This window comes from Curtobacterium sp. PsM8 (assembly GCF_030433875.1).
Taxonomy (GTDB): domain Bacteria; phylum Actinomycetota; class Actinomycetes; order Actinomycetales; family Microbacteriaceae; genus Curtobacterium.
Genome location: NZ_JARUXD010000016.1, coordinates 34,203 through 60,273, shown reverse-complemented (window position 1 = coordinate 60,273; position 26,071 = coordinate 34,203). Strand labels below are relative to the sequence as shown.

General features: G+C 68.5%; 24 protein-coding genes. 11 read left to right on the top strand and 13 right to left on the bottom strand.

The window, feature by feature from the left end:
- Window positions 1–283 precede the first annotated feature (283 nt).
- From rplI to QCD68_RS05835, 5 genes are all read right to left on the bottom strand, one after another.
- Window positions 284–736 carry a 50S ribosomal protein L9 gene (gene rplI / locus QCD68_RS05855; protein ID WP_111075301.1) on the bottom strand — a complete coding sequence of 151 codons (453 nt, stop codon included), beginning with the start codon at window positions 734–736 and terminating at the stop codon, window positions 284–286.
- A 14-nt stretch (window positions 737–750) separates the two neighbouring features.
- Window positions 751–1,008: a 30S ribosomal protein S18 gene (gene rpsR / locus QCD68_RS05850; RefSeq protein ID WP_056121021.1), complete on the bottom strand. Its 258-nt coding sequence runs from the start codon at window positions 1,006–1,008 to the stop codon at window positions 751–753.
- A 47-nt stretch (window positions 1,009–1,055) separates the two neighbouring features.
- The gene (locus tag QCD68_RS05845; protein ID WP_111075302.1) at window positions 1,056–1,646 is read right to left on the bottom strand and encodes a single-stranded DNA-binding protein; all 591 of its coding nucleotides are present in this window, start codon (window positions 1,644–1,646) and stop codon (window positions 1,056–1,058) included.
- 3 nt (window positions 1,647–1,649) lie between these two features.
- On the bottom strand, window positions 1,650–2,039 hold the full coding sequence (gene rpsF, locus QCD68_RS05840; RefSeq protein WP_110902892.1) for a 30S ribosomal protein S6: 390 nt from the start codon (window positions 2,037–2,039) through the stop codon (window positions 1,650–1,652).
- 145 nt (window positions 2,040–2,184) lie between these two features.
- The gene (locus QCD68_RS05835) at window positions 2,185–3,618 is read right to left on the bottom strand and encodes a CCA tRNA nucleotidyltransferase (RefSeq protein ID WP_111075402.1); all 1,434 of its coding nucleotides are present in this window, start codon (window positions 3,616–3,618) and stop codon (window positions 2,185–2,187) included.
- Window positions 3,619–3,728: 110 nt separating this feature from the next.
- Between QCD68_RS05835 and QCD68_RS05830 the strand changes: the two genes are divergently transcribed.
- The 6 genes from QCD68_RS05830 (at window position 3,729) to QCD68_RS05805 (ending at window position 13,113) form a co-directional block, all read left to right on the top strand.
- On the top strand, window positions 3,729–7,976 hold the full coding sequence (locus QCD68_RS05830; RefSeq protein WP_301222365.1) for a DUF6049 family protein: 4,248 nt from the start codon (window positions 3,729–3,731) through the stop codon (window positions 7,974–7,976).
- Window positions 7,977–8,055: 79 nt separating this feature from the next.
- Window positions 8,056–9,051: a thioredoxin-disulfide reductase gene (trxB, locus tag QCD68_RS05825; protein ID WP_301222364.1), complete on the top strand. Its 996-nt coding sequence runs from the start codon at window positions 8,056–8,058 to the stop codon at window positions 9,049–9,051.
- Between the two features lie 83 nt (window positions 9,052–9,134).
- Complete coding sequence (gene trxA / locus QCD68_RS05820; protein ID WP_110902894.1) at window positions 9,135–9,461, top strand: thioredoxin; 327 nt, start codon at window positions 9,135–9,137, stop codon at window positions 9,459–9,461.
- A gap of 733 nt (window positions 9,462–10,194) precedes the next feature.
- Window positions 10,195–11,496 (top strand): aminotransferase-like domain-containing protein, encoded by a 1,302-nt coding sequence (locus QCD68_RS05815; RefSeq protein ID WP_204610621.1) that lies wholly within the window; start codon window positions 10,195–10,197, stop codon window positions 11,494–11,496.
- A 45-nt stretch (window positions 11,497–11,541) separates the two neighbouring features.
- Window positions 11,542–12,504, top strand: coding sequence for a D-alanine--D-alanine ligase family protein (locus QCD68_RS05810; RefSeq protein WP_301222363.1), 963 nt, complete (start codon window positions 11,542–11,544; stop codon window positions 12,502–12,504).
- A 159-nt stretch (window positions 12,505–12,663) separates the two neighbouring features.
- Window positions 12,664–13,113 (top strand): RES domain-containing protein, encoded by a 450-nt coding sequence (locus QCD68_RS05805; protein WP_301222362.1) that lies wholly within the window; start codon window positions 12,664–12,666, stop codon window positions 13,111–13,113.
- Between the two features lie 1,635 nt (window positions 13,114–14,748).
- Here the strand turns inward: QCD68_RS05805 and QCD68_RS05800 are convergent.
- From QCD68_RS05800 to rpmH, 8 genes are all read right to left on the bottom strand, one after another.
- Window positions 14,749–15,726, bottom strand: a complete 978-nt coding sequence (locus tag QCD68_RS05800; protein ID WP_111075309.1) for a ParB/RepB/Spo0J family partition protein — start codon at window positions 15,724–15,726, stop codon at window positions 14,749–14,751.
- Window positions 15,726–16,658 carry a ParA family protein gene (locus QCD68_RS05795; protein ID WP_166780580.1) on the bottom strand — a complete coding sequence of 311 codons (933 nt, stop codon included), beginning with the start codon at window positions 16,656–16,658 and terminating at the stop codon, window positions 15,726–15,728. The genes QCD68_RS05800 and QCD68_RS05795 overlap by 1 nt, the downstream gene beginning before the upstream one ends.
- Window positions 16,659–16,753: 95 nt before the next feature.
- Entirely contained in the window at window positions 16,754–17,416 is a 663-nt protein-coding gene (rsmG, locus tag QCD68_RS05790) for a 16S rRNA (guanine(527)-N(7))-methyltransferase RsmG (RefSeq protein ID WP_301222361.1), read from the bottom strand.
- Entirely contained in the window at window positions 17,413–17,964 is a 552-nt protein-coding gene (locus tag QCD68_RS05785) for a Jag family protein (RefSeq protein WP_301222360.1), read from the bottom strand. The genes rsmG and QCD68_RS05785 overlap by 4 nt, the downstream gene beginning before the upstream one ends.
- Window positions 17,961–18,935 (bottom strand): membrane protein insertase YidC, encoded by a 975-nt coding sequence (gene yidC, locus QCD68_RS05780; protein WP_111075403.1) that lies wholly within the window; start codon window positions 18,933–18,935, stop codon window positions 17,961–17,963. Before yidC ends, QCD68_RS05785 begins: the two co-directional genes overlap by 4 nt.
- Before the next feature lie 8 nt (window positions 18,936–18,943).
- On the bottom strand, window positions 18,944–19,309 hold the full coding sequence (gene yidD, locus QCD68_RS05775; RefSeq protein ID WP_253465848.1) for a membrane protein insertion efficiency factor YidD: 366 nt from the start codon (window positions 19,307–19,309) through the stop codon (window positions 18,944–18,946).
- Window positions 19,306–19,656 (bottom strand): ribonuclease P protein component, encoded by a 351-nt coding sequence (rnpA, locus tag QCD68_RS05770; protein ID WP_111075313.1) that lies wholly within the window; start codon window positions 19,654–19,656, stop codon window positions 19,306–19,308. The genes yidD and rnpA overlap by 4 nt, the downstream gene beginning before the upstream one ends.
- 18 nt (window positions 19,657–19,674) lie before the next feature.
- Complete coding sequence (rpmH, locus tag QCD68_RS05765) at window positions 19,675–19,812, bottom strand: 50S ribosomal protein L34 (protein WP_043595303.1); 138 nt, start codon at window positions 19,810–19,812, stop codon at window positions 19,675–19,677.
- A gap of 471 nt (window positions 19,813–20,283) precedes the next feature.
- On the opposite strand from rpmH, the gene dnaA reads away from it, so the two are divergent.
- The 5 genes from dnaA (at window position 20,284) to QCD68_RS05740 (ending at window position 26,068) form a co-directional block, all read left to right on the top strand.
- Window positions 20,284–21,741 carry a chromosomal replication initiator protein DnaA gene (gene dnaA / locus QCD68_RS05760; protein WP_221849357.1) on the top strand — a complete coding sequence of 486 codons (1,458 nt, stop codon included), beginning with the start codon at window positions 20,284–20,286 and terminating at the stop codon, window positions 21,739–21,741.
- Window positions 21,742–22,197: 456 nt separating this feature from the next.
- Window positions 22,198–23,358 (top strand): DNA polymerase III subunit beta, encoded by a 1,161-nt coding sequence (gene dnaN, locus QCD68_RS05755; RefSeq protein ID WP_111075315.1) that lies wholly within the window; start codon window positions 22,198–22,200, stop codon window positions 23,356–23,358.
- Window positions 23,359–23,428: 70 nt separating this feature from the next.
- On the top strand, window positions 23,429–24,313 hold the full coding sequence (gene gnd / locus QCD68_RS05750; protein WP_111075316.1) for a phosphogluconate dehydrogenase (NAD(+)-dependent, decarboxylating): 885 nt from the start codon (window positions 23,429–23,431) through the stop codon (window positions 24,311–24,313).
- A gap of 37 nt (window positions 24,314–24,350) precedes the next feature.
- The gene (gene recF / locus QCD68_RS05745; RefSeq protein WP_301222359.1) at window positions 24,351–25,568 is read left to right on the top strand and encodes a DNA replication/repair protein RecF; all 1,218 of its coding nucleotides are present in this window, start codon (window positions 24,351–24,353) and stop codon (window positions 25,566–25,568) included.
- Window positions 25,568–26,068 carry a DUF721 domain-containing protein gene (locus QCD68_RS05740; protein ID WP_204610591.1) on the top strand — a complete coding sequence of 167 codons (501 nt, stop codon included), beginning with the start codon at window positions 25,568–25,570 and terminating at the stop codon, window positions 26,066–26,068. Before recF ends, QCD68_RS05740 begins: the two co-directional genes overlap by 1 nt.
- Window positions 26,069–26,071 lie beyond the last annotated feature (3 nt).

Genomic DNA, 26,071 nt, shown 5'->3' with positions numbered 1-26,071 from the left:
CCAGACGGGTCGCGGCATCCTGCATCTCGCCGTAGGTGACGTTCAAGTTGGGCATGTCGTGCTCCTGATCTCGATTTTCGTTCACCCCCGGTACTGGAGGCCTCGACGAACGTACCGAGCGGTCGACCCCCGGACGAGGGCCTTCAACTCCTGTTCACCGAGCGTTCGTCAGGAATGCGTTCCGTGACCCGCACCACGCGCCGGGGAACGCAGAAGGGCGGGCCTCCCACTGGGGGAGACCCGCCCTTCCGGCGGTGCTGGTGCTGCCGGAGCAGCGACCGGACTACTTCGCGGCGACGACCTTCAGCGAGATGGTCGCGACGATGTCCTCGCGCAGACGCACGGTGGCCTCGTGGTCACCGACGGTCTTGATGGTCGCGGGGACCTCGACCTTGCGCTTGTCGAGCGAGCCGACGCCCTGCGCCTGGACGGCGTCAGCGACGTCACCCGGGCGGACGGAGCCGAAGAGACGACCGTCCTTGCCGGCCTTGACCGACAGCTGGATGGTGGCGTTCTCGAGCTTCATCTTGAGGTCCTGTGCCTCTTCGATGGTGGCGAGCTCGCGTGCGGCGCGAGCTGCACGGATCGACTCGATCTGCTTCTCGCCGCCCTTCGACCACGACACGGCGAAGCCCTGCGGGATCAGGTAGTTGCGGGCGTAGCCGTTCTTGACGTCGACGACGTCACCGGCGGAACCGAGGCCAGAGACCTCGTGGGTGAGGATGAGCTTCGACATTCGTCGACCTCCGATCAGCGGCCGGAGCCGGCGTAGGGGAGGAGCGCCATCTCACGGGCGTTCTTCACGGCACGGGCGATGAGGCGCTGCTCCTGGACGGAGACGCCGGTGATGCGACGGGCGCGGATCTTGCCACGCTCCGAGATGAACTTGCGAAGGGTCGCAACGTCCTTGTAGTCGATGACGCCGACCTTGATCGCCTTCGCGGGAGCGGCGTTCTTGCCGCCCTTACCGCGAGGCTTCCGGCGGTCGCCGGTGCTCTTTCCAGCCATTGTGTGTCCTTAGAGAAGAAGAAGTTGTGTCGTCAGACCGCTGAGGATCAGAACGGGGTCTCGTCGTCGTAGGTGCCGCCGGGGGTGGACCACACGTCGTTCGACTGTGCGTTCCCGCCACCCTGCTGACCACCCTGCGGCGACCACGGGGCGTCGGACTGACCGCCACCGTTGCCACCGGACGCGCCACCGTTGTAGCCGCCGTTGCCACCGCCGGAGGAGTTGCCCCCACCGACCTGGCCACGGCCACCACCGGCGCCACCACCACTGCCACCCGGTGCACGGGTGATCTGGGCGGTCGCGTACCGCAGCGAGGGGCCGATCTCGTCGACCTCGAGCTCGATGCTCGTCCGCTGCTGACCCTCACGGTCCTGGTAGGAACGCTGACGGAGACGACCCTGCGCGATGACGCGCGAGCCCTTCGTCAGCGACCCCGCCACGTGCTCGGCGAACTCGCGCCACACACTCGCACGGAGGAACAGCGCGTCGCCGTCCTTCCACTCGTTCGCCTGACGGTCGAACGTGCGAGGAGTCGACGCGATGGTGAAGTTCGCCACGGCGAGCCCGTTCTGCGTGTACCGCAGCTCCGGGTCCGCGGTGAGGTTGCCCACCACCGTGATGACGGTTTCGCCGGCCACGGGCTACTCGGCGCTCGCGGTCGTGGCGGCCGAGGCCGACGCGTTGGCGGCCTTGCGGGCGGCACGGGCTTCGTCGCGCTGCTTCTGCGCGGCGACCTGGGCCATGCCCTCTTCGGCGCGGAGGACCTTGGTGCGCAGGACGGCCTCGGAGAGACCGAGCTGGCGGTCCAGCTCCTTGGCGGAGTCGGCGGACGACGTGAAGTTCACGACGGCGTAGATGCCCTCGTTCTTCTTCGCGATCTCGTAAGCGAGCCGGCGACGGCCCCAGACGTCCACGTTGTCGACGGTGCCACCGTCGTTGCGGATGACCGCGAGGAACTTGTCCAGGCTGGGAGCGACGGTGCGCTCATCGATCTCGGGGTCGAGGATCGCCATCAGTTCGTACTGGTGCATGCGGAACCCACCTCCTCTGGTCTCAGCGGCCCCGGGCAGTTCCCGGGACAGGAGGGTTGATGCATGTGCCCCGGCACGCAGAAGGCGCGCGAGACAACCTGCCCATCGTAGCGGACGGCCTGGAGGCGCGCCACCGTCGAGCGGATCAGCCCTCGTCGCGGGACGCCCACCAGGCGCGGAGGCGCGCTTCGGCGTCCTCGGGCCCGAGCGGGCCCTCGTCCATCCGCGCCTCGAGCAGGAAGCGGTACGCGTCGCCGACGGCGCGCCCCGGCGGGATGTCGAGGATCCGCATGATGTCGTCCCCGGAGAGGTCGGGACGCATGGAGTCGAGTTCCTCCTGCTCTGCGAGGACGGCGATCCGGGCCTCCAGGTCGTCGTACGCGAACCCGAGCCGGTCCGCCTTCCGACGGTTCCTGGTGGTGACGTCCGAGCGGGTGAGCTCGTGCAGCCGCTCGAGCTGGTCGCCGGCGTCACGGACGTAGCGGCGGACGGCCGCGTCGGTCCAGGCACCCTCGGTGTAGCCGAAGAACCGCAGGTGCAGCTCGATCAGCCGTGAGACCGAGGCGATCGTGTCGTTGTCGAAGCGCAGGGCCCGCAGCCGCTTCTTCGCGAGCTTCGAGCCGACCAGGTCGTGGTGGTGGAAGCTGACGGCGCCGCCCGGCTCGAGCTTCCGGGTCGCCGGCTTGCCGATGTCGTGCAGCAGTGCGGCCAGGCGCAGGACGGTGTCGGGGGCCTCGCCCGGGTGCCGCTCGGCCTCGTACCCGATCGCCTGGGTCAGGACGGTGAGCGAGTGCTCGTACACGTCCTTGTGGTGGTGGTGCTCGTCGATCTCGAGCTTCATCGCGGGGAGCTCGGGCAGGACCAGCTCGGCGATGCCGGAGTCGACCAGCAGCCGGATGCCCTCGACCGGGTCGTTCGTGTTCAGCAGCTTCACGAGCTCGTCCCGCACGCGCTCGGCGGAGATGTTCTCGATCGAGTCGGCGAGGTCCGTCATCGCGTCACGGACGTCGTCGGACACGGTGAAGCCGAGCTGCGCCGTGAACCGGGCGGCGCGCATCATCCGGAGCGGGTCGTCGCGGAAGGACACCCGGGCCGCCTGCGGGGTCGCCAGGCGCTGCGCGAGCAGGTCCTCGACGCCGCCGTGCACGTCGACGAGTTCGCGCTGGGGGAGTCGGAGCGCCATCGCGTTGACGGTGAAGTCGCGGCGGAGCAGGTCGGCCTCGATGGTGTCGCCGAACGTGACCTCGGGCTTGCGGGTCTCGCCGTCGTAGACGTCACTGCGGTAGGTGGTGATCTCGACCTGCTCGCCGCGGACCATGGCGGCGATGGTGCCGAACTGGCGCCCGACGTCCCAGGTGTTGCTGGCGAGGGGCTCGACGATCGCCAGCACGGCGTCGGGTCGGGCGTCCGTCGTGAAGTCGAGGTCGGTCACCGGACGGCCGAGGAAGGCGTCGCGGACGGGCCCGCCGACGAGGGCGAGCTCGTGACCGGCGGCGGCGAACGCCCGTGCGAGGACGTCGACGGTGTCGGTGGCGGCGAGTGCGTCGAGTCGCTCGACGGCCTGGGCTACGGACTGCATGACGCCCACGATCATCCCAGATAGTGGGCCCGAGCACCTGCGCGCTCGCCTGCTGTCATGGTCGTGGCTCATACACTCGTCGTGGCCCGCTCCGACCAGGGCCCTCCCACATGCAGATTCTCCGTACCGTGCTCACCGCCGCCGCGTCCGCCCTGGTCGCCACCGGTCTGGTCATCGCGCCCGCCGCGGTGGACGTCGCCGACGCCGCCACCACCTCGAAGCCCGCGACGCCGGCCGCGGCCCAGGCCGGCACCACGTCGGTCCAGGTGACGCCGTCCGGACGCGGGGTGATGAACCTCGGCGACGACCTCTCGCTGTCCGTCACGGTGACGAACGACACCGACTCCGCGCTGCCCGCGGGCCGCGCGGACCTGGACATCATCCGGCCCGTCGTCGGCACGCGCGACATCCTCACCGACTGGATCAACGACACCTCCCCGGACGGTTACCCCGGGGAGCGCATGGACCGCGTGACGATCCCGGAGGTCCCGGCACACCGATCCGTCACGGTCGACTCGATCTCGGTGCCGTTCGCCGACGTCCGTCTCGGCACACTCAACCCCTTCGGTGCCCGACGCATCGCGGCCTCGTACATCGCCGGCTCGACCCTCGCCGTCGGACGCTCCGCCTTCACCTGGAACCCCGGACCCGACCCCGCGCCGGTCGACGTCGCGGTGGCGATGCCCGTCACGGTGCCGGCGACCGACGACGGTCTGCTCAGCGCCAACGCCCTGGCCGCCGACACCGCCGTCGACGGCACCCTCACCCAGCAGCTCGACGCGGCCGAGGGCCACAGTGTCGCCCTCGCCGTCGACCCGCGCATCATCGCGTCCATCCGGATCCTGGGCGACGACGCCCCGACCTCGGCGACCGCGTGGCTCGAGCGGCTGGAGGGCCTCCGGAACGAGAAGTTCCCGCTGTCCTACGCCGACGCCGACGTCACGGGGCTGCGCCAGGCGGGGCTGTCGGGCATCGCGGCGCCGATCTCCTTCGACCAGGCGATCGCCGCCGCCGTCGACGCCGACCGGTTCCCCGGGGCCACCCCGAGCCCGACCACCACCCCGGCCCCGACCGACCAGGCGACGGACCCGGCGCAGGAGCCCACCGACGGCGCGGGCTCGACCACCCAGACCCCGGGCGACACCGCGACCGAGCCGACCGACACCGCCACCACGGACGCCGCCGACGGCACCGGCAACGGGAACGGCACCGGGAACACCGACGAGACCGACCCCGCCACCATCCCCACCTCGGCCTCGCTGGTGTCCTTCCCCTGGACCGTCGACACCGTCGCGTGGCCGGTCGAGGGCACCGTCTCCTCGGACGACCTCCCGGCACTCCGCACCGCCGGCTACACCTCGACGATCCTGTCCAGCGGCAACACCTCGGCCGGCCAGGACACCACGGTCGCCGCGGCCGAGCAGGTCTCCTCCACCAAGGCCCTCGTCGCCGACCAGGGGATGTCCGACCTGCTGCGCCAGGCCGCCGACGCGAAGTCCGCCCGCGCCACCGACCGCGCGATGGCCACCCTCCGAGCGACCCTCGCCACCGTCGCCGTCCAGGGCAGCGCCACCGGCCCCGTCCTGCTGACGCTCGACCGGTCCTGGCCGACCGACTCCGCGCGCCTCGAGCAGGCGCTGGACGCCCTCGAGGACACCGCCTGGATCGCGCCCACGGACTTCTCCACCGTCGTCGACGCCAAGCCCGGATCGCTGACCCTGCAGAGCAAGGACGACGGCTCCGACCGGCTGACGGTCCTCCGCCGCCTGGTCCGCTCCGAGCAGGCCCTCGTCGGCTTCGCCAGCGCCGTCGCCGACCCGGTCCAGGTCACCGCCCCGGCCCGCCTGCGCACCCTCGCCGCGGCGTCGAACGCCTGGCGTGCGGACACGGACGGGCTCACGACCGTCGTGGACGGCATCACCGCGGACGACCAGAAGACCATCGCCAGCGTCGGCATCGTGAACTCGAGCGACATCACCCTGCTCGGCGACCGGTCCTCGCTGCCGATCTCGGTCCGGAACCGGTCCGACTGGCCGGTCACGGTGTTCCTGACCGTCACGCCGTCGAACTCGTTCCTGCGCATCGAACGGAACGCGGTCGAGGTCACGATCCAACCCCGCTCCTCGACCCGCACCACGTTCCCGGTGCAGTCGGTCGCGAACGGCAAGGTCGCCCTGTCGATGGCGCTGACGAGCGCGAGCGGGGCCCGCATCGCCACCCCCGCCACGGTCGAGATCAACGTGCAGGCGCAGTGGGAGACCGTCATCACGGCCCTCGCCGCGATCGCCGTCGTCGTCGTCTTCGGCCTGGGGATCCTCCGCAACGTCCGCCGCCGTCTGCGTCGCCGCAACGGCGAACCGGAACCAGAGGAGGACGACGACCCCAACCGTCCCCTCGAGGTCCAGCCCCCCGGGCCCGGTGAGCCCCCGGTGGGCGCCGACGCCGCACCGTCGGCCGACGCCTCCCGGTCTGCCGACGTCTCCCGGTCTGCCGACCTCTCCCAGGCCGCCGACCTCTCACAGCCTGGAGGCCCGACCACCGTCCCCGGCGCCGCCACCGCGATCGCCGCGGCCAGCTCCGGCACCGACACCGTCGGTGGGGACGGCGACCGTCTCGAGGACGCGATCGCGCGTGCCGGGGTCGAGTCGAGCCTCCCGTCCGACCACCGCCCCGAGGAGCCGACCATCAGCACCACCCAGCCCAGCGCCGAGGTCGACGCCGAGCAGGGCGAGGGGCGTGGCCTCGGCCGGGCCAGCGCCATGCTCGCGGCGGGGACGATGATCTCGCGCCTGCTCGGGTTCGCGAAGACGTTCGTGCTCGCCTACGCGATCGGCAACTCGGGGTCCCGCGCGGCGAACGCCTTCTCGGTCTCCAACCAGCTGCCGAACAACATCTACGCCCTGATCGCCGGTGGCCTGCTCTCCGCCGTGCTGATCCCACAGATCGTGCGCGCGATGAAGCAGCACAACGACGGCGGCACAGCGTACGTGAACAAGATCGTGACGCTCGCCGGCTCCGTGTTCATCGTGATCACGATCGCGGCGACACTCCTCGCACCGTTCCTGGTGAACGCCTACAGCCAGGGTGCCGGGGACAGTGGCAAGGGCTTCACACCGGCGCAGACGGACCTGGCCATCGCGTTCGCGTTCTGGTGCCTCCCCCAGATCCTCTTCTACGCGATGTACTCACTGCTCGGTGAGGTCCTCAACGCGAAGCAGGTGTTCGGGCCGTTCACCTGGGCACCGCTGATCAACAACGTGATCGCGATCGCCGGGCTCGTCGTGTTCATCGCCATGTTCCACGGACGAGACGTCAACTCGAGCGTCGATGCGTGGACTCCGCTCAAGGTCGCCATCCTCGCCGGCAGTGCGTCGTTCGGCGTCTTCGCCCAGGCCGCGTTCCTCCCGCTGTTCTGGCGCCGAGCAGGACTGTCCTTCCGACTCGACTTCCGCTGGCGCGGCGTCGGACTGAAGTCCACCGGGACGGCGGCCGGCTGGCTGTTCGGCATGATCCTCATCACGCAGCTCGCAGGCCTCGTCCAGTCGCGGGTCGCGTCCCTGGCAGAGGGTGCCGGTAACGCCACACTCGCGACGAGCTGGCTGCTCTTCATGCTGCCGCACTCGATCATCACCGTGTCGATCGCGACCGCGTACTTCACCCGCATGAGCCACGACGCCGAGCGGGGAGACCTCGACGCAGTCCGGCGGAACCTGTCGCTGTCCCTCCGGATCGTCGGGCTCTTCACCGTGTTCGCGACGGTGGCGCTGATCGTGACGTCGACCTCGTTCGCGCGCATCTGGGAGAACACGTTCGGGCTGACCCAGGCCATGGCGTGGGTGCTCGTGGGGTTCATGCCCGGGCTGGTCCTCTTCAGCATGCTCTTCATCATCCAGCGCGTCTTCTGGGCCCTGCACGACCACCGCACTCCGTTCCTCATGCAGATCGTGCAGTCCGGCCTCTTCGTCATCGGGGCCCTCGCGGTGGCCACGTTCCCCGCGCAACACATCGGTGTCGGCATCGCGGTGTGCACCACGCTCGCCGGTACCGCGCAGACGATCGTGGCCCTCGTCCTCGTCCGCAAGCGTCTCGGCGGGATCGACGGCCCGAACGTCACCCGATCGCACGTGCAGTTCCTGATCGGCGCGTTGATCGCCGGGGTCGCTGGGGTGCTCGTCGCGAACTTCTTCGGTGCGTTCTCCGAGGGCGGCTTCGCGATGGCCGACGTGACGAGCGCCCTCATCACGCTCGTGCTGACCGGAGCGGTCATGGCAGCCGTGTACTTCGGTGTGCTCGTCGTCGCGAAGAACGGCGAGATCGCGAACGCCGTGACGCTGGTCCGCAGCCGCCTCGGACGCTGACCGCACAGCCAGGCCGCGGGAATGGCGCGCCGGTACCATTGGTTGACCCGGTCAGCAAGCAACGGAAGGGCAATCACGCATGCGCGAGCTCATCATCATCGGTTCCGGTCCTGCCGGGTTCACGGCCGGCATCTACGCCGCGCGCGCTGAGCTGAAGCCGCTCATCGTCGCCTCGAGTGTCGAGACCGGCGGTGAACTCACCAAGACCACCGAGGTCGAGAACTTCCCGGGCTTCCCCGAGGGCGTCCAGGGCCCCGACCTCATGATCAAGATGCAGGAACAGGCCGAGAAGTTCGGTGCCGAGGTCCTGTACGACGACGCCGTCTCGGTCGACCTCACCGGTCAGGTCAAGAAGGTCACGGTCGGCTCCGGCGAGACGTACGAGGCCCTCACGGTCATCTACGCCACCGGTTCGGCGTACCGCCACCTGGGCCTCCCGGACGAAGAGCGCCTGTCCGGTCACGGCGTCTCCTGGTGCGCCACGTGCGACGGCTTCTTCTTCCGTCAGAAGAACATCGCCGTCGTCGGCGGTGGCGACTCCGCGATGGAAGAGGCCACGTTCCTCACCCGCTTCGCCGACAAGGTGACGGTCATCCACCGCAAGGACTCGCTGCGTGCGTCGAAGATCATGCAGGACCGCGCGATGAACGACCCGAAGATCGAGTTCGCCTGGAACAAGGAGGTCACCGGCATCACGGGTGACTCCTCGGTCGATGGCGTCACGCTCAAGGACACCGTCACCGGCGAAGAGTCCTCCCTCGCCCTCGACGGCCTGTTCATCGCGATCGGCAACGACCCGCGCACGCACCTGGTGCACGGCCAGCTCGAGATCGCTCCCGAGGGCACGCTCGCGGTCGAGGGTCGCACCTCCCGCGCCGTCGGCGTCCCGGGTGTCTTCATCGCCGGCGACGTGCTCGACCCGACGTACCGCCAGGCGATCACCGCCGCCGGTTCCGGTGCGGTCGCAGCGCTCGACGCCGAGAAGTACCTGGCCGACCTCGACCACGACCTGACCGACCAGGCCGAGGGTGTCACCCCGGCCGAGGCGATCATCGACGTCACCGCCCGGGTCTGACCCCGGCCCTGCACGCCACGGGAATGCGCGTCGCTGCGTCCCCGTTCACCACACCGAACCGACTTCCCGTCGAAGGAGCAAACATGTCCAGCGCAAAGGCAGTGACCGACGCCACGTTCGAGGCCGAAGTCCTCAAGTCCGACAAGACGATCCTCGTGGACTTCTGGGCTGAGTGGTGCGGCCCGTGTCGCGCGGTCTCGCCGATCCTCGACCAGATCGCCGCGGAGCACGCCGACAAGATCGAGATCGTCAAGCTCAACGTCGACGACAACCCCCAGTCGGCCATGAACTACCAGATCACGTCGATCCCGGCGATGAAGGTGTTCAAGGGCGGCGAGGTCGTCAAGACCGTCATCGGCGCCAAGCCGAAGCCGGCCCTCGAGGCCGACCTCGCGGACTTCCTCGCGTAGGGATCCGCCACACAGACGCGGACGCCCCGCCCTCCATTCCATCGGAGGGCGGGGCGTTCGTTGTCTGGTGCGTCCTCATCCGCTCCCTGCTCGGATACCGCAGGCACGCAGCGGTTCAGCAGGCCGCCCAACTGAAGCCGTAACTCGAGACGGAGTTCCGCATGCTCGTCTTCCCACCAGGATTCAGCGTGACACAGCGTCCGTTCTGGTCCCAGCCGATCAGCCCGACCACGTTGTGGATTCGCATCGCGACGCGCTTTTTCGTCGAGAAGCAGTTCTGGATGGTCGATGTCCCTCCGTTGCTCCCGGAGTTCGTGAATCTCACGGCTTGTGCCGAGTTGCACGGGCCGAGCGCTGCCCGGCCGTCATCCACGGCAGCCCGAGCTTGAGCGGGCGCGATGACTCCGAAGGCGAGGCTGGCGCTGAGTGCAAGAGCGGCGAGGGGGAGGCGATGTACCCGAAACGTCATTGTCATCCTTCATTTCTTCTGGGCTGCGGGCGACCTTGCGGTAGCAGCAGCCATGGGATTGCCCCATTGGCAGCTCGAACCTATCACCGACGTATCAGATTGCCTATGTGTTGTTTGGCCGAACGGCGAACGGTTCCACACAAGAAGCGTCACGCGCTGCGTTCGTCACGCGTGCCACAGGCTGGAGATTGGTACCGGTCTCGGCGGCGGGTTCTCCGGGCAGATGTCGTACTGTGGCGAGAACGACCGAGTGGAGGAAACTCGATGACGAACGGCAACAGTCTCGACCCCTGGTACGACTCCTACGCCCAGCGCACCGCCGGGCTGAGCGCCTCCGAGGTCCGAGCTCTGTTCGCCGTCGCGTCGAGGCCCGAGGTGGTCTCGCTCGCCGGCGGCATGCCCTTCGTCTCCGCGCTGCCGCGTGAGCTCGTGACCGGCTCACTCGACCGCGTGATGGCCGAGGACGCCGCGATGGCGCTGCAGTACGGCGGCGGACAGGGTCTGCGATCCCTCCGCGAGCACATCGTCAACGTGATGTCCCTCGAGGGCATCCGTGCCAGCGCGGAGGACGTCGTGGTGACCACGGGGTCGCAGCACGCCCTGGACCTCGTCACACGCCTGTTCATCGACCCGGGCGACGTCGTCCTGGCCGAGTCCCCGTCGTACGTCGGCGCCATCGGTGTGTTCCGCTCCTATCAGGCCGAGACGGTCCACGTCGCGACCGACGAGCTCGGTCTGGTCCCGGAGGCCCTGCGCGAGACGATCGCCCGTCTGCGGGCCGCTGGCAAGCGGATGAAGTTCCTCTACACGATCCCGAACTTCCACAACCCCGCCGGCGTCACGATGAGCCGGGAGCGCCGCATCGAGGTGCTCGACATCTGCCGCTCGAACAACATCCTGGTGCTCGAGGACAACCCCTACGGGCTGCTCTGGTTCGACGAGCCCGCGCCGCAGGCCATCCGGTCGATCGACGACGAGGGTGTGGTCTACCTCGGCTCGTTCTCGAAGACCCTCGCGCCCGGGTTCCGCGTCGGGTGGGCCCTCGCGCCGCACGCCATCCGCGAGAAGCTCGTGCTCGCCAACGAATCCGCCGTCCTCGCCCCGAACTCGTTCGGGCAGTACGTCGTGAACGCCTACCTCGACGCCGCGGACTGGAAGGGTCAGGTCGACACCTTCCGCGGCATCTACGCCGAGCGACGCGACGCGATGCTCTCGGCACTGGGGGAGTTCCTGCCCGACCTCAGCTGGACGGTGCCGAACGGCGGGTTCTTCATCTGGTTGACGCTGCCCGACTCCCTCGACTCGAAGGGCATGCTCCCTCGGGCCGTGAAGGAACTCGTCGCCTACACACCGGGGACCGCGTTCTTCGCCGACGGCCGCGGAGCGGGCAACATCCGCCTGTCGTTCTGCTACCCGACTCCGGAGCAGATCCGGGTCGGCGTGAAGCGGTTGGCGTCGGTGGTCAACGACGAGCTCGAACTGGTCGAGACCTTCGGGTCCGCCAGTCGGTCCAGCGCATCGGTGAGTACCTCGTCGGTCAGCTCACCGCAGCCGAACATGCCCTGATCAGGCTTTTCCATCGTTCCACCCCGTCCGTAGAGGATCCCGCCCATGGCTGAGTTCGCCCGCCGTCACGTCGTCGTCGTCGCCGGCGGGATCTCCCACGAACGGGACATCTCGTTGCGCTCCGGTCGTCGAGTCGCGGACTCGTTGACCGGGTACGGGTGGCAGGTCGACCTCCGCGACGCCGACGCCTCCCTGTTGCCCGCACTCGCAGCGGACCGACCGGACGTCGTCTGGCCGGCCCTGCACGGCGCCTCCGGCGAAGACGGCGCGCTCCGGGGCATCCTGGAGGCCCTCGACATCCCGTACGTCGGCTCACGCTCGACGTCGGCGCGCCTGGCATGGGACAAGCCCACCGCCTCTGCGCTCGTGTCCCGGGCGGGCGTCCGGACACCGCGCTCGATCACGCTGTCCCACGACGTCTTCCGCGAACTCGGTGCCGTCGGTGTCCTGCAGGCCATCGCCTCCGAGCACCCGGTGCCGCTCGCGGTGAAGCCAGCGCGCGGTGGGAGCGCTCAGGGTGTCACCCTCGTCGAGAACGTCGACGACCTGCCGCGCGCGATGGTCGCGGCCTACACGTACTGCGAGGACGCGGTCGTCGAGCAGCTGATCCGAGGGACCGAGATTGCGGTCGGCATCATCGACACCGGGGACGGCCCACTGGCACTGTCGCCGGTCGAGATCGTGCCGCGGAACGGGTTCTACGGGTACGAGGCGCGGTACAACGCGGGGGAGACGACGTTCTTCACCCCCGCCCGGCTCAGCGAGGAGCAGTCACAGGCTGCCTCTGCTGCTGCGATCCTGGCGCACCGGGCCCTCGGGCTGCGGCACGTGTCTCGCGTGGACATCATCATCGACGGAGCCGGGACGCCGTGGTTCCTCGAAGCGAATGTGCTGCCGGGGCTCACCGAGACGTCGCTTGTGCCGCAGGCGCTCTCCGCGTCGGGCTTCGATCTCGGGTGGACCTACGCCGAGCTGGCGGAGCAGGCAATCCGCGACCACTCGGCCTGAGGTCGGTAGCCAGTCGGGTGCCGCCACTGCCGGATGGTGGCGCGCTCCTGGTTGACCTCGTGGATTGTTCCACGTGGAACATCGTCGCTGGCCCGTTACTGAATCGCTGATGGGTCGCTACCCGACGCTGGAGGGGCCTCCCGGTGGCATCCTGAGCATGTGGCAGACACCGACTGGATCTTCACGCCCACGATCCGCGGCTCGTTCTTCAGAACCGTCGACCCTGCCTTCCGCGAGCTCGCCCTCACCGGATCACGTTCAGCCGGCCGCCACTCGCGGGCACACGAGCCCGCGCTCTCCTTGAGCTCGGCGATCGCCGGGGTCGACGCTGCGATGATCGCGCACCGCGCGGCACGGGCAGAACGAATCGACGTCGTCCGGGTTGAGGTCGAGGCGCAGGCGGTCATCGATCTGCGCGATACCGAGGTACTGCGAGCGATCGGCATCGACCTGGCTGACGCGGTCGCTCCGTGGCAGGACGACGTCGCTGCCGGTCGGTCTCCGCGTTCGTGGGCCGTGCGGGAGCGCTCTCTCGAGGTCGGCGCCGCGGGTCTCATCGTTCCGTTTCGACGGGCCCCGGGCCAGTGGCATCTCGTGCTGTCCCAGTAGAACGCCTGTGACGCGCCGACAGTGCGGCTGCCGGAAACCGACGCGGTCAAATCTCGGTGATGCCGCGAGGGCTGCGCGCACAATACAGATCCGAGAGTTCGGGTAGCGATGCAGCGCGGCCCGGCGCCGGTACCTGTCGCCTGATCGTCGCGCTGCCGCTCCAGCACCTGGACACGCAGCCGCAACCACGCAGCAAATAGTCCGCTCGGGAACTCGGCATCTCGGGGACTGAGGGCCAGGGAGCTCGTCGACTGGGGGACCGGGGCGCTCGGTGACTCAGGCAATCGGGCGATCGAACGACCGGGCAACCGGGGAAACGGGGCCTTGGACGACCGGGCAACCGGGGAAACGGGGGACCGGAGGAACGGGCAACCCGCAGGAACGAGCAACGGGGGAAACGGGGCCGCGGACGACCGGGCAACCGGGGAAACGGGGGACCGGAGGAACGGGCAACCGGGTACTCGGGCTGCCGGGCGTTGGGTTAGTCGGGCAATCGGCGCTCAGGGCGCCGGGCTCAGAGCTCAGAGCTCAGAGCTCAGAGCTCAGAGTTCAGAGCTCAGCGTTCAGTGCTCAGTGCTCTCGTACACGGGCAACCGGACCGGTCACGCGGGCACACGTTCACGCGGGAACGACGCCAAGCGGGTAGGCCTGCACGCGAGCACGCGGCCACGGGGCCACGCGGGAACGAGGGATCGCGGGATCGCGGGGACGCGGGACCGCGGCCCTTCAGCGAGCACGGCACTGAGGGACGCTGTTGATTGATCCCGCGAGCCCCTGGGCATTCGGTCACTCTGCCGCCGGACCACGAGCCCACGAAAGCCCAAGCACCCGAGCCCACGAATGCCCAAGTAGCCGACCGCACCAGCGCACCAGCGCAGGATCACAAGCTCCCGTCGTGAACCGTCACCGCCACTTGCGCGCCGCTGCATCATCACCGGACAGCCGGTAGCCGATAGGCAAGATCACGCGAACGTTCTCCCTCAGGACGGCACCGCGGGAGGTGACAGATCCCTTGTGGTTTCACGTGGAACATCGTCAAGCAGACTCGGCAACGCGGAGAAGCCTAAAGGCGGTCAAGCCACGGAGGACCCTGACGATGCGAGCTTCCTGGCACGGTCCGCCGCGACAGAACCTCCCCTCACCGAAGGGATGGCCCCACCACCAAACCTGTCCGCCCAAGACCCGGCAAGCACCGACGTGGCACGGTGGAAGACAGTTCTCTTCCTACGGTGAGCGCGCCCGACCGGGGTGCGACCGCTACCTCCCGCGTTCGAGTCGATGTTCCACGTGGAACATCGCGAACTGTCCGTCTGTGCACCGATGCTCCGGGAAGCAAATCAGCGACGCTGCCGAGGGCAGAGCTGCAAGGAGAAAAACCGGGCCACCGGTTGCAGCCCGCCGAACGCCGAAGGCTTACGAGCATGACGATTCGGACGCCCGACTGCCGAGACAGCGCCGGGCGCTGAGTCCTCGGACCGGAGGCGAGCCAATGGACCCCGCCTAGACGGCCGAGAGGGACCCAGGAAGCGCTTCTGATGCCCCCAGAGGCCCCCGGGACCGGCAGGGTGGCGTCAGTACCCACCTGCGCGATCTCGAGCGCTCAGACGGGCGCACAGCGCTCGTGCCGAACGAGCCTCAGCCAGCGACGTCCTGGATGCCGAGTTCCCCGAGGATCCGGGACAGATCGTCGGGATTGGCGAAGTCGATGGTGACCGAACCCTTGCGGGCACCGACGGCGATCTTCACCCGGGTGTTCAACCGATCCCCAAGGCGTTCGGCCATGTCGTTGAAGTGGACCTGGCGCTTCGACGGAGCCGCCGGAGTCTTGGCGGGCGTCTTCGTGGAGAGCTGTTGCGCAATCGCTTCGGCAGCGCGAACGGAGAGGTCTTCGTTGACGATCTTCTCCGCCAGGTACTCCATCGCCTCGGCGTCCGGGGCCGCGAGGATCGCGCGAGCATGCCCTGCAGAGAGGACACCCGCGGCGACGCGACGCTGAACGGGGGAGGGCAGCCGAAGCAGCCGGATGGTGTTCGTGATCTGCGGACGCGACCGACCGATCCGCTGCCCGAGCTGCTCCTGCGTGATACCGAAGTCGGCGAGGAGCTGCTGGTACGCCGACGCCTCTTCCAGCGGGTTCAGCTGGGCGCGGTGCAGGTTCTCCAGGAGCGCGTCCCGGAGCATCGCGTCGTCAGGCGTCTCCTTCACGATCGCCGGGATCGTCGCGAGCCCGAGTTCCTTCGTGGCGCGGAGTCGTCGCTCACCCATGATGAGCTCGTACTGCGGCGCAGTCCCGGCAGCACCAGCGATGGGTCGCACCACGATCGGCTGCAGCAGACCGATCTCACGGATGGAGTGCACGAGCTCCTGCAGCTCTTCCTCGCGGAACTCCTTCCGCGGCTGCTGGGCGTTCGGCACGATGTCGAGCGGGTTGAGGTTCGCCAGCCGTGCACCCGGAACGGCCAGCAGCTCTTCTGCCGTGCCGCCACCGGTCGCCTCCGACGCCGAGGTCCCACCCGACGGGAAGAAGACGTCGACGGGCCGCTCCTGCTGCTCGTTTGTGGTGGGGATCAGCGCGCCGATGCCACGCCCGAGTCCGGTCCGCTTGGGTGCCATCAGGCCTTTGCTCCTCGTTCTGCGATCTCGGCCGCGGCCTCCAGGTAGGAGAGCGAGCCGGTGGAGTTGACGTCGTACGACACCACACTCTGCCCGTAGCTGGGCGCTTCACTGACCCGGACCGACCTCGGGATCATCGCCTGCAGCACCTGGTCGCCGAAGTGGGTCCGGACCTCGTTGGCGACCTGGTTCGCCAGGTTGGTCCGCCCGTCGTACATGGTCAGCAGGATCGTCGACACGGCCAGGTGCGGGTTGAGGTGCCGCTCGATGAGCTCGATGTTCCGCAGCAGCTGGCTGAGACCCTCGAGCGCGTAGTACTCGCACTGGATCGGGATGAGGACTTCCTTGGCCGCGACGAAGGCGTTGATCGTCAGCAGGCCGAGCGACGGCGGGCAGTCGATGAAGACGTAGTGGAACGGTTCCTCGACGGAAGCGAGGTACTCGTCGAGCGCGGTGCGGAGACGCTGCTCGCGGGCCACGAGCGAGACCAGCTCGATCTCGGCGCCTGCCAGATGGATGGTCGCCGGCACGCACCAAAGCGTCTCGGATTCGGGGGAGCGCTGCACGGTGTCCGCCATCGGGGCTTCGTCGACGATGACGTCGTAGATGCTGGCAACCTCCGCCTGGTGGTCGATACCGAGCGCGGTGGACGCATTGCCCTGCGGATCGAGGTCGATCACCAGGACGCGCGCCCCACCGTGCGCCAGGGCAGCGGCGAGGTTCACCGTGGTGGTGGTCTTGCCGACGCCACCCTTCTGGTTCGACACCGTGAAGACTCGGGTCTTCTCCGGCAGCGGGAACTGCTGCGTCGCGATCGCGCGCCGGCGTCGATTGAGGTCGGCGATCTCGCGCGCGAGGGGTGTCGACGCGTCGTAGTCAGTGGACGAACTCAACGAGTGCCTCTTCCCCGGTCTGTGTTTCACGTGGAACATCGGGCGGTCGGCACGGCCGTCGCCCCTCGACGCGCTCCGTTGTGCAGCCGTGGGAACACGCTACGACGGAACCCGATCAGACCGGATCGGTGGCGTCAGTCAACTGTAGCCCGGAAGACGCGCGTGGTCTCCTCGACCACTCCGACTCCGAGCTCGAGGACCTCGACGTCTTCCAGACGGTTGCGGAGGATGACCTTGCGCGCGGCTGCGACCTCGTCGTCGACGCGCGCACCCTTCATGAGGATGAGCTGCCCACCGGACCGGACGAGGGGCACCGTCAGCGGTATGAGTTTCGAGAGCGCACTCACTGCACGCGCGGTCACCTGGTCGAGCACGAGTGCGTCTGCAGCGTCCTCCGCGCGGGCTCGAAGGACCGTGACGTTTTCGAGCTCGAGGCGGTCAGCCTCGGCACGGAGCCAGTCGGTCCGACGCTCCATCGGCTCGATCAGCGTCATGGAGACGTCCGGTCGCGCGATCGCCAAGACCAGGCCCGGCAGGCCAGCTCCGGACCCGACGTCACCGACAGAAGCTCCGGCGTGGAGCAGCGGTGCCACGAGCGCAGAGTTGAGGATGTGTCGGGTCCACAACCGCGGGAGCTCGAGTGGGCCGATCAGCCCGAGCTCCTCCCCGCGGCGGGCGAGCTCGTCGGCGAACGACCGGGCACCGTCGATCTGGTCACCGAAGAGCGACGCGGCGACGGCCGGCTCGGCCTCCAGGACAGGAGGCTCCGAACCGGCCGTGACGTGGGCGTCCGTCATCGCGTGATGACGGTGTGACGGTCGCGGCCCTCACCCTCGGACTCCGAGTGGAAGCCCTTCTCGGCGACCAGGTCGTGCACGAGCTTGCGCTCGTAGGACGACATCGGGGGCAGTGCTGCCGTCGTCGAACCGGCTTCGATGCGTTCGACGGCGGTGTCGACCAACCGCTGCAGTTCCGTCGCACGGGCGTCGCGGGATCCACCGATGTCCAGGATGAGTCGGCTGAACTCTCCGGTCTCGGCCTGCACCGCGATGCGAGCCAGCTCCTGGAGGGCCGTGACCGTGTCCGGCTTCGCGAGCACGCGCAGGGCGGCTCCGTCGTCCGTGACGGTCAGGTAGACGCGTCCGGCGCGCTCCTCGATCTCGATGTCTCCGTCGAGGTCGCAGATGTCGAGCAGCTCTTCGATGTAGTCGGCAGCGATGTCCGCTTCGTCGCGGCTCTCGTCGTCACCGTCCACGTCATCGCCGTCGACCGTCGCGTCGGTGGGGGCGAGGTGCTGCTCGTCGTCCGTCGTGTCGACGACCGCAGCGGTGTCCTGCTCGCTCACTTGGTCTTCCCGTTCTTCTTGGCGCGCGACTTGCCGACCGGCTGCTGGCGCTGGTTGTTCACACGTGCTTCGACCTCGGCCATGGAGGCACCGGTCCCGGCCTCAGTGAGGACACCGGTCGTCGCGGGGGTTCCGCGGCGCTGGGCCTTCTTGGCGAGACGGACCTCACGGGCGAGGGCTGCCTCGGAGCCCGGCGTCGGCATGCTGCGGATGACGAAGTACTGCTGCGCCATCGTCCAGAGGTTGGAGGCCAGCCAGTAGAACATGACGCCGAGGGGGAACGACAGACCCGAGATCACGAAGACCAGGGGAAGCACGTACAGCATCATCTTCTGCTGGCGGTACATCGGAGACTCCTTGGTCTCCGGCGACATGTTCTTGGCGACGAGTTGCAGCTGGGTGATGAACTGCGAGGCGGTCATCACGACGATCATGATGCCCGCGATGATGCGGACTTCCCAGCCGGACGCGTTCGTGAACGTCTCGTGCAGGGGGGCTCCGAAGAGCGATGCGTTGCCGAACGACTTGGCGAGGTCGCCGGTGAGCAGGCCGATGCCCGTCTTGTTGATCTGCGCCTCGTGCAGCACCGAGTACAGCGAGAAGAAGATCGGCATCTGGATGAGCAGCGGCAGGCAGGAGCTCAGCGGGTTCGTCCCGGTCTCCTTGTACAGCGCCATGGTCTCGCGTGACATGGCCTCGCGCGAGAACTGGTCCTTCTTGCCCTTGTACTTGTCCTGGATCTTCTTCAGCTGGGGCGCGACCTCCAGCATCCGTCGCTGCGACTTGATCTGTCGCACGAAGATGGGGATCAGCGCGGCCCGGACCACGAAGGTCAGGAAGATGATCGACAGCACCCACGTGATACCCGCAGAGGGGTCCATCCCGAGGTTCTCGAAGACCCAGTGGAAGCCGACCAGGATCGCGGACACCACCCATTTGAGTGGCCAGAGGATCGTACCGATGAGGTCCATGGGGACGGTCACGCCTTTCGAGTGCGCTGGGGGAGCAGCACCGGACGGACCGTGCCGGCCGAGGTCTGCTGTTGCTGCGGGATCGGCGCGAGGACGAACCCGAACCGACTGACGGTGAAGGGGCGGCGACGTTCCCTGACGTCGTCGATCCCGCCGGCTGCCCACGGGTTGCACCGAGCGATGCGCCAAGCGCCCATCGCCGATCCGCGGACCACGCCGTACTGCTGGATCGCCTCGAGCGCGTAGCGCGAGCACGAGGGGTGGTACCGACAGACGTTGCCGTAGAGCGGTGAGATCACCGCACGGTAGGCCCGGAGCACCACGACGCACGCGTTGCGTGGGAGCAACGCGACGACCCAGAGGAACCGGTTCATGCTGCCTTCTCCACACCGCGCGCGAAGGAGCGCGTGATGTCTTCGAGCAGGGTAGGCCATGCGGCCTGCGCGGCGGCTGGCAGTGCACGCACCACCACGTCGTACCCGAGCGGCGCGCTCGGGAGGACCCCATGCGCGATCGCCTTCAGACGGCGACGCACGAGGTTGCGCGTCACCGCGTTCCCGACGGTCTTCGCCACGATGAACCCGAACCTGGTGGGACCAGGATCGTCATCGAGGCGACGGACCACCGACACGACGGCGTGTGCCGTGGCGCTTCTGCGACCACGACGCACGACCATCCGGTAGTCGTCGCCTCGGACGATGCGGTTGGCTCGGGCCAACACGACGAAGACCCCCGCGGATCAGGCGGAGAGCTCGGTGCGCCCCTTGCCGCGGCGTGCGGCGAGGATGGCGCGGCCGGCGCGGGTGCGCATGCGGGCACGGAAGCCGTGCTTCTTGGCGCGGCGGCGGTTGTTCGGCTGGAAGGTGCGCTTGCTCATGATGATCTCCACACGGCTGCTCGCGGCGAGCCGTCACGTATGCGTTGGTTGACACGGAAGGCGCGACCGAACGGCCGCAGTCAACTGGACAACGGTACGTGACGAGGGCTGCCAGGTCAAACACCCCTGGACCCGCGCGGCCGTGGTGACCACGGCCTCCCGATTCTCCACACTGGGGAGAACTTCCGTTGGGTACCACGCGCTCCGGTCCTTTACAGTTGTGTCACCGCACCGCCGGAAGCCCGGTAGTACGGGGGAGTACCCCCTCGACCACGGTCCGCGCGGCCGTGGAGCAGACTGTGGACAACCCTGTGGGAAGCTCGACGGGGAACGGCGCCCAGAACACCGTGCCGATCGCCTCCGGCCATCCAGGAGGCGCGGGTCGGCCCCGGCGTGGCTCGTACCGAACCCGGACCTTCTGCGCCCGCAGAGTGACGCACCCGAGCAGTGAGACCAGGAGACGAGCACGCCATGACGATGCCGGCCGACCCCGTCCAGGACCTCTGGTCGTCAGTGCTCGGGATCCTCGCCGACGACGACCGGATCACGCCGCAGCTGCACGGGTTCCTGAACCTCGTCGAGCCGAAGGGCGTCCTCGCCGGGACGCTCTACCTCGAGGTCCCGAACGACCTGACCCGCGGGATGCTCGAGCAGCGCATCCGGGTGCCCATCACCGAGGCCGTCGCGCGCATCGGGGACGACTCGGTCGCCAACTTCGCGATCACCGTGAACCCCGACATGGCCTCCGAGCCGCGGGTCGACGCCGTCGCCGTGCCCTCCTACGCCGAGCCGGTGCAGGAGCACGTGCCGCAGACCGCCGCACCGCGCCAGTACATCGAGGCGCCGTTCGTCCCGAGCCCGGTGGACTCGCCCGGCACCGGTGGCCGTCCGGAATCCCGGCTCAACCCGAAGTACAACTTCGACAACTTCGTCATCGGTGCCTCCAACCGGTTCGCCCACGCGGCGGCGGTCGCGGTGGCCGAGGCGCCGGCGAAGGCGTACAACCCGCTCTTCATCTACGGCGACTCGGGCCTCGGCAAGACGCACCTGCTCCACGCCATCGGGCACTACGCCGAGAGCCTCTACCCGGGGATCCGCGTCCGCTACGTGTCGAGTGAGGAGTTCACGAACGACTTCATCAACTCGATCGCGAACAACCGGTCGAACCAGTTCCAGCAGCGGTACCGCGACATCGACATCCTGCTGATCGACGACATCCAGTTCCTGCAGGGCAAGGACTCCACGCAAGAGGCGTTCTTCCACACGTTCAACACGCTGCACGACCACAACAAGCAGGTCGTCATCACCTCGGACGTCGCGCCGAAGCACCTGACCGGGTTCGAGGACCGGATGCGCAGCCGCTTCGAGTGGGGTCTCATCACGGACGTCCAGGCGCCCGACCTCGAGACGCGCATCGCGATCCTCCGCAAGAAGGCGCAGTCCGACCACCTGCAGGTGCCGGACGACATCATGGAGTTCATCGCGTCCAAGGTGTCGAGCAACATCCGCGAGCTCGAGGGCACCCTGATCCGGGTGACCGCGTTCGCGAGCCTCAACCGGACGGCCGTCGACATGGCGCTGGTGCAGACGGTCCTCAAGGACCTGATCACGCTTGACGAGGACAACGTCATCGCGCCGACGGACATCATCAACCACACCGCGGAGTACTTCAAGCTCTCGGTCGACGACCTCTACGGCTCGTCCCGGTCGCAGGCGATCGCCACGGCTCGCCAGATCGCGATGTACCTGTGCCGGGAGCTCACGAGCCTGTCGCTGCCGAAGATCGGTCAGCTGTTCGGCAACCGCGACCACACGACAGTGATGTACGCCAACAAGAAGATCGCGGAGCTCATGAAGGAGCGTCGCTCGATCTACAACCAGGTCACCGAACTGACCAGCCGGATCAAGCAGGACCGTCGGTACCGGTAGCGCGCACCAGCCCGCCACCCCCCGTCCAGGAGGCCCGTCCCACACCCGGGATCGGCCTCCTTCTGCGCGCGTCCACCATCTGAGACGGTTCCATGCGGCGGATTCCCCACAGTGTGGAAAGCCTGTGGATAACTGTGGAGGACACGCCGCCCGCTTGTACACAGCTGGAGGGGTGCCTGTGGAAACTGGGGAGAGAAGTGGATAGATGAACTTTGCTCATCCAGAGGTCGCTCACACGCCACCAACAAGTCACACGGTTGTAGTTCCCAGTCGGGGAGCGGCATCCCCAGAGTTGTCCACAGTGTGCACAGGCGTTAAGACCATTACTCCTCTCTTCTCTCTCCTTCTCCCTGGGCCAACCTCTGGGGACGGCGAATGGCACGGATCGGTGGTCTGCCGCCGCTGTGCCACAATGGGGGCCGCCGGGCAGTCAACCGATCGACAGGGGTCCACGCCGTGAAGTTCGAGGTCAACCGGGACGTCTTCTCCGAAGCCGTCTCCTTCGCGGTGAAGCTCCTCCCTCAGCGCACGACCCTCCCGATCCTGTCCGGTGTGTTGATCCACGCCGACGGCGATCGTCTGACGCTGTCGTCGTTCGACTACGAGGTCTCGGCACAGACCTCGATCGCCGCGCAGATCGACGACCCGGGCACGGTGCTCGTCTCCGGCCGGCTCCTCAACGACATCGCGAGCCGACTGCCGAACGCCCCGGTGAGCTTCTCGACCGAAGACTCCCGCATCACGGTCACCTGCGGCTCGGCGCACTTCACGCTGCTGTCGATGCCCGTCGAGGAGTACCCGACCCTCCCCGAGATCGGTCCGCAGACCGGCGTCATCCCGGGCGACTCGTTCTCCGAAGCCGTCTCGCAGGTGGCCGTCGCCGCCAGCCGTGACGACGTCACCCCGGTCATCACCGGCGTCCAGCTCGAGGTCGGCGAGCACGACGTCTCGCTCATCGCCACGGACCGCTACCGCGTCGCCGTTCGCACGATCCAGTGGGACTCGGGCCGCGCCGGCGACGACGGCGACGCAGCCACGACCCTCCACGCCCTCGTCCCGGCCCGCACCCTGCAGGAAGTCGGCCGCACCTTCGGGTCGGCCACGACCGTCTCGGTCTCGATCAGCGGCGGCTCGGACCGCGAGCTCATCGCGTTCCACGCCGACGACAAGACCGTGACGTCGCTGCTCATCAAGGGCAACTACCCGCCGGTCCGCCGGCTCTTCCCCGAGGCGGTCCAGGACCACGCGGTCATCAACACCGCGGAACTGGTCGAAGCCGTCCGACGGGTCTCCCTCGTCCTGGAGCGCGAAGCCGCACTCCGGTTCTCCTTCACGGTCGACGGGCTCACGCTCGAGGCGATCGGTTCCGAACAAGCGCAGGCGTCAGAGTCGATCGATGCGTTGCTGACCGGTGAGGAAACGGTTGTCTCCCTGAAACCGGCCTTCCTCCTGGACGGGTTGAATGCAGTGCACTCCGAGTTCGTCCGGATCTCCTTCACCAAGACGGAGAACCCGAACAAGCCGGGCCCGGTGTTGATCACCGGACAGTCCTCGCGAGAGGAACCGGCCACGGACGGATACCGGTACCTGCTGCAGCCCAACCTGCTGCTGCGCTGAGCGCAACAGACATCCAGCGCTGGCGGGTGGAAACCAGCACCAGCGCGACATCGACGAAGAAGAGGAAATCATGCAGATCGGTCTTGTCGGCCTCGGGAAGATGGGCAACAACATGCGTGCGCGTCTGCGCAACGCAGGGATCGACGTCGTCGGGTACGACGCCAACCCCGCCGTCTCGGACGTCCCCGACCTCGGCGCACTCGCCAAGGCCCTCTCCGGCCCGCGTCTGGTCTGGGTCATGGTCCCGCACGGGAAGATCACCGACGACGTCATCACCGACCTCGCCGAGGTCCTCGAGCCGGGCGACCTCGTCATCGACGGCGGCAACTCGAAGTGGCTCGACGACGAGATCCACGCCAAGCAGCTGGACGCCAAGGGCATCCGCTACATGGACGTCGGCGTCTCGGGCGGTGTCTGGGGCAAGGACAACGGCTACGGCATGATGGCCGGCGGCGACGCGGCCGACGTCGAGCGCGCCATGCCCGTCTTCGACGCACTCCGTCCCGAGGGCCCGCGCGAAGAGGGCTTCTCGCACGCCGGCGGCATCGGCGCGGGCCACTACGCGAAGATGGTCCACAACGGCATCGAGTACGCGATCATGCAGGCGTACGGCGAGGGCTACGAGCTCCTCGAGGCGAAGGACATCATCACGGACGTCCCCGCCGTCTTCGCCGGATGGCAGCGCGGCACCGTCGTGCGCTCCTGGCTGCTCGACCTCCTCGTCCTCGCGATCAACGAGGACCCGAAGCTCGACGCGCTCGAGGGCTACGTCGACGACTCCGGCGAGGGTCGGTGGACCCTCGAAGAGGGCATCGAGCTCGCGGTGCCGATGCCGGCGCTCTCCGCCGCCATGTTCGCGCGCTTCGTCTCGCGTCAGGGCAGCGCGTCCCCGACGATGAAGGCCGTCGCGGCACTTCGCAACCAGTTCGGCGGCCACGCCGTCAAGAAGGCGTAGTCGGTCGAGGTAACCCCCTCGACCCGTCTCGGCCCGCGTGCACGTCGACCATCTCCAGCTCTCCGACTTCCGGAACTACCGGGAGGCGGACGTCGACTTCGCACGCGGGCCGAACCTGTTCGTCGGCCGCAACGGCCAGGGCAAGACCAACCTCGTCGAGTCCATCGCGTACCTGTCGACCCTCGGGTCGCACCGGGTGCCGACCGACGCCGCCCTCGTCCGGCAGGGGTGCGACTCTGCGATCGTCCGGGCCCGACTGGCGCATGAAGACCGGAGCATCCTCGCCGAGGTGCAGATCAACCGGACCGGCTCGAACCGCGCGCAGGTGAATCGCTCGGCGATCAAGCCCCGCGAGCTCCCGCGCTACTGCACGAGCGTGCTCTTCGCACCGGAGGACCTCGCCCTCGTCCGGGGCGAACCGTCCGGCCGCCGTCGGATGATCGACGAGCTCCTGGTCCAGATCGCGCCGCGGATGCAGGGCGTCCTGGCCGACTACGACCGGACGCTCCGGCAACGGAACACCCTGCTGAAGTCGGCGCGGGCGACCGGAGCGAAAGCCGGGGCGCTCTCGACGCTCGACGTCTGGGACGACCGGCTCGTCGAGTTCGGTGCCGAGATCATCGCAGCCCGCGACCACCTCACCCGGCGCCTCGCCCCGTTCGTGGCCGAGTCGTACGCGACCGTCGCCGGCGAACGGCACCAGGCGTCGATCGCCGGCGTGCTCAGTGTCCGTGGAGCCGATCCGGAGGACGCGGCCGCCACCGACCCGGTGCTCGGGACCCCGGAGGAGCCGGTCTCGATCGCGGCCGCCGCCGACGCGTTCCGCGCGGCCCTCGAGCGTCGTCGTCGCGACGAACTCGACCGCGGCCTGACCCTGACCGGCCCGCACCGCGATGACGTCCTCTTCGAGCTCAACGGGTTACCGGCCCGGGGGTACGCCAGTCACGGCGAGTCCTGGTCCTTCGCGCTCGCGGTGCAGCTGGCATCGGCGACGATCCTCCGCGCGGAGTCGGCGCTCGGCGACCCGATCATCATCCTCGACGACGTGTTCGCCGAACTCGACGAATCCCGCCGGGAACGCCTGGCGGGAGCGGTCGCGGACTACGAGCAGGTGCTCATCACCGCGGCGGTGCACGGCGACGTCCCGGGCCAGCTCGCCGCCCACACCGTGCGGATCGAAGCCGGCGCGATCGTGAGCGACGAGGCGGACGCTGACCGGGCCTCCCGTCCGGACGCCACCCCGGCGGCGTCCTGATGCCCGCGCCCCGGAAGCCCGCCGAACCGTCGCGGGTCTACCAGCACTTCAAGGCGGTCTTCGGCGACCCGTCGAAGCGCGGCCTCGACGCGCGCCGACGCCGAGCCGCCGGCCAGGACCCGGACTCGGTGCCCTACGGCAAGGGACGTGAGCCCACCGGACTCGGCGACGTGATGGGTGCCCTCACCGCCGAGCTGGGCTGGACCGAGCCGCTGGCACGCTCGGAGCTGTTCGTGGACTGGCCGAGCGTGGTCGGCGACGAACTCGCGAAGCACTCCACCCCGGTGACGATCGAGGACGGCGCACTGGTCATCCGGTGCGACTCGACGGCCTGGGCGACGCAGCTGCGACTCATGCGCGGGACGGTCACGACGACCATCGCCCAGCGGTACCCGGCAGCAGGGGTCGAGTCGATCCGGGTTTCCGGGCCGGACGCCCCCACATGGAAACGCGGCCTCAGGTCGGTCCAGGGGCGCGGCCCTCGCGATACCTACGGTTGACCA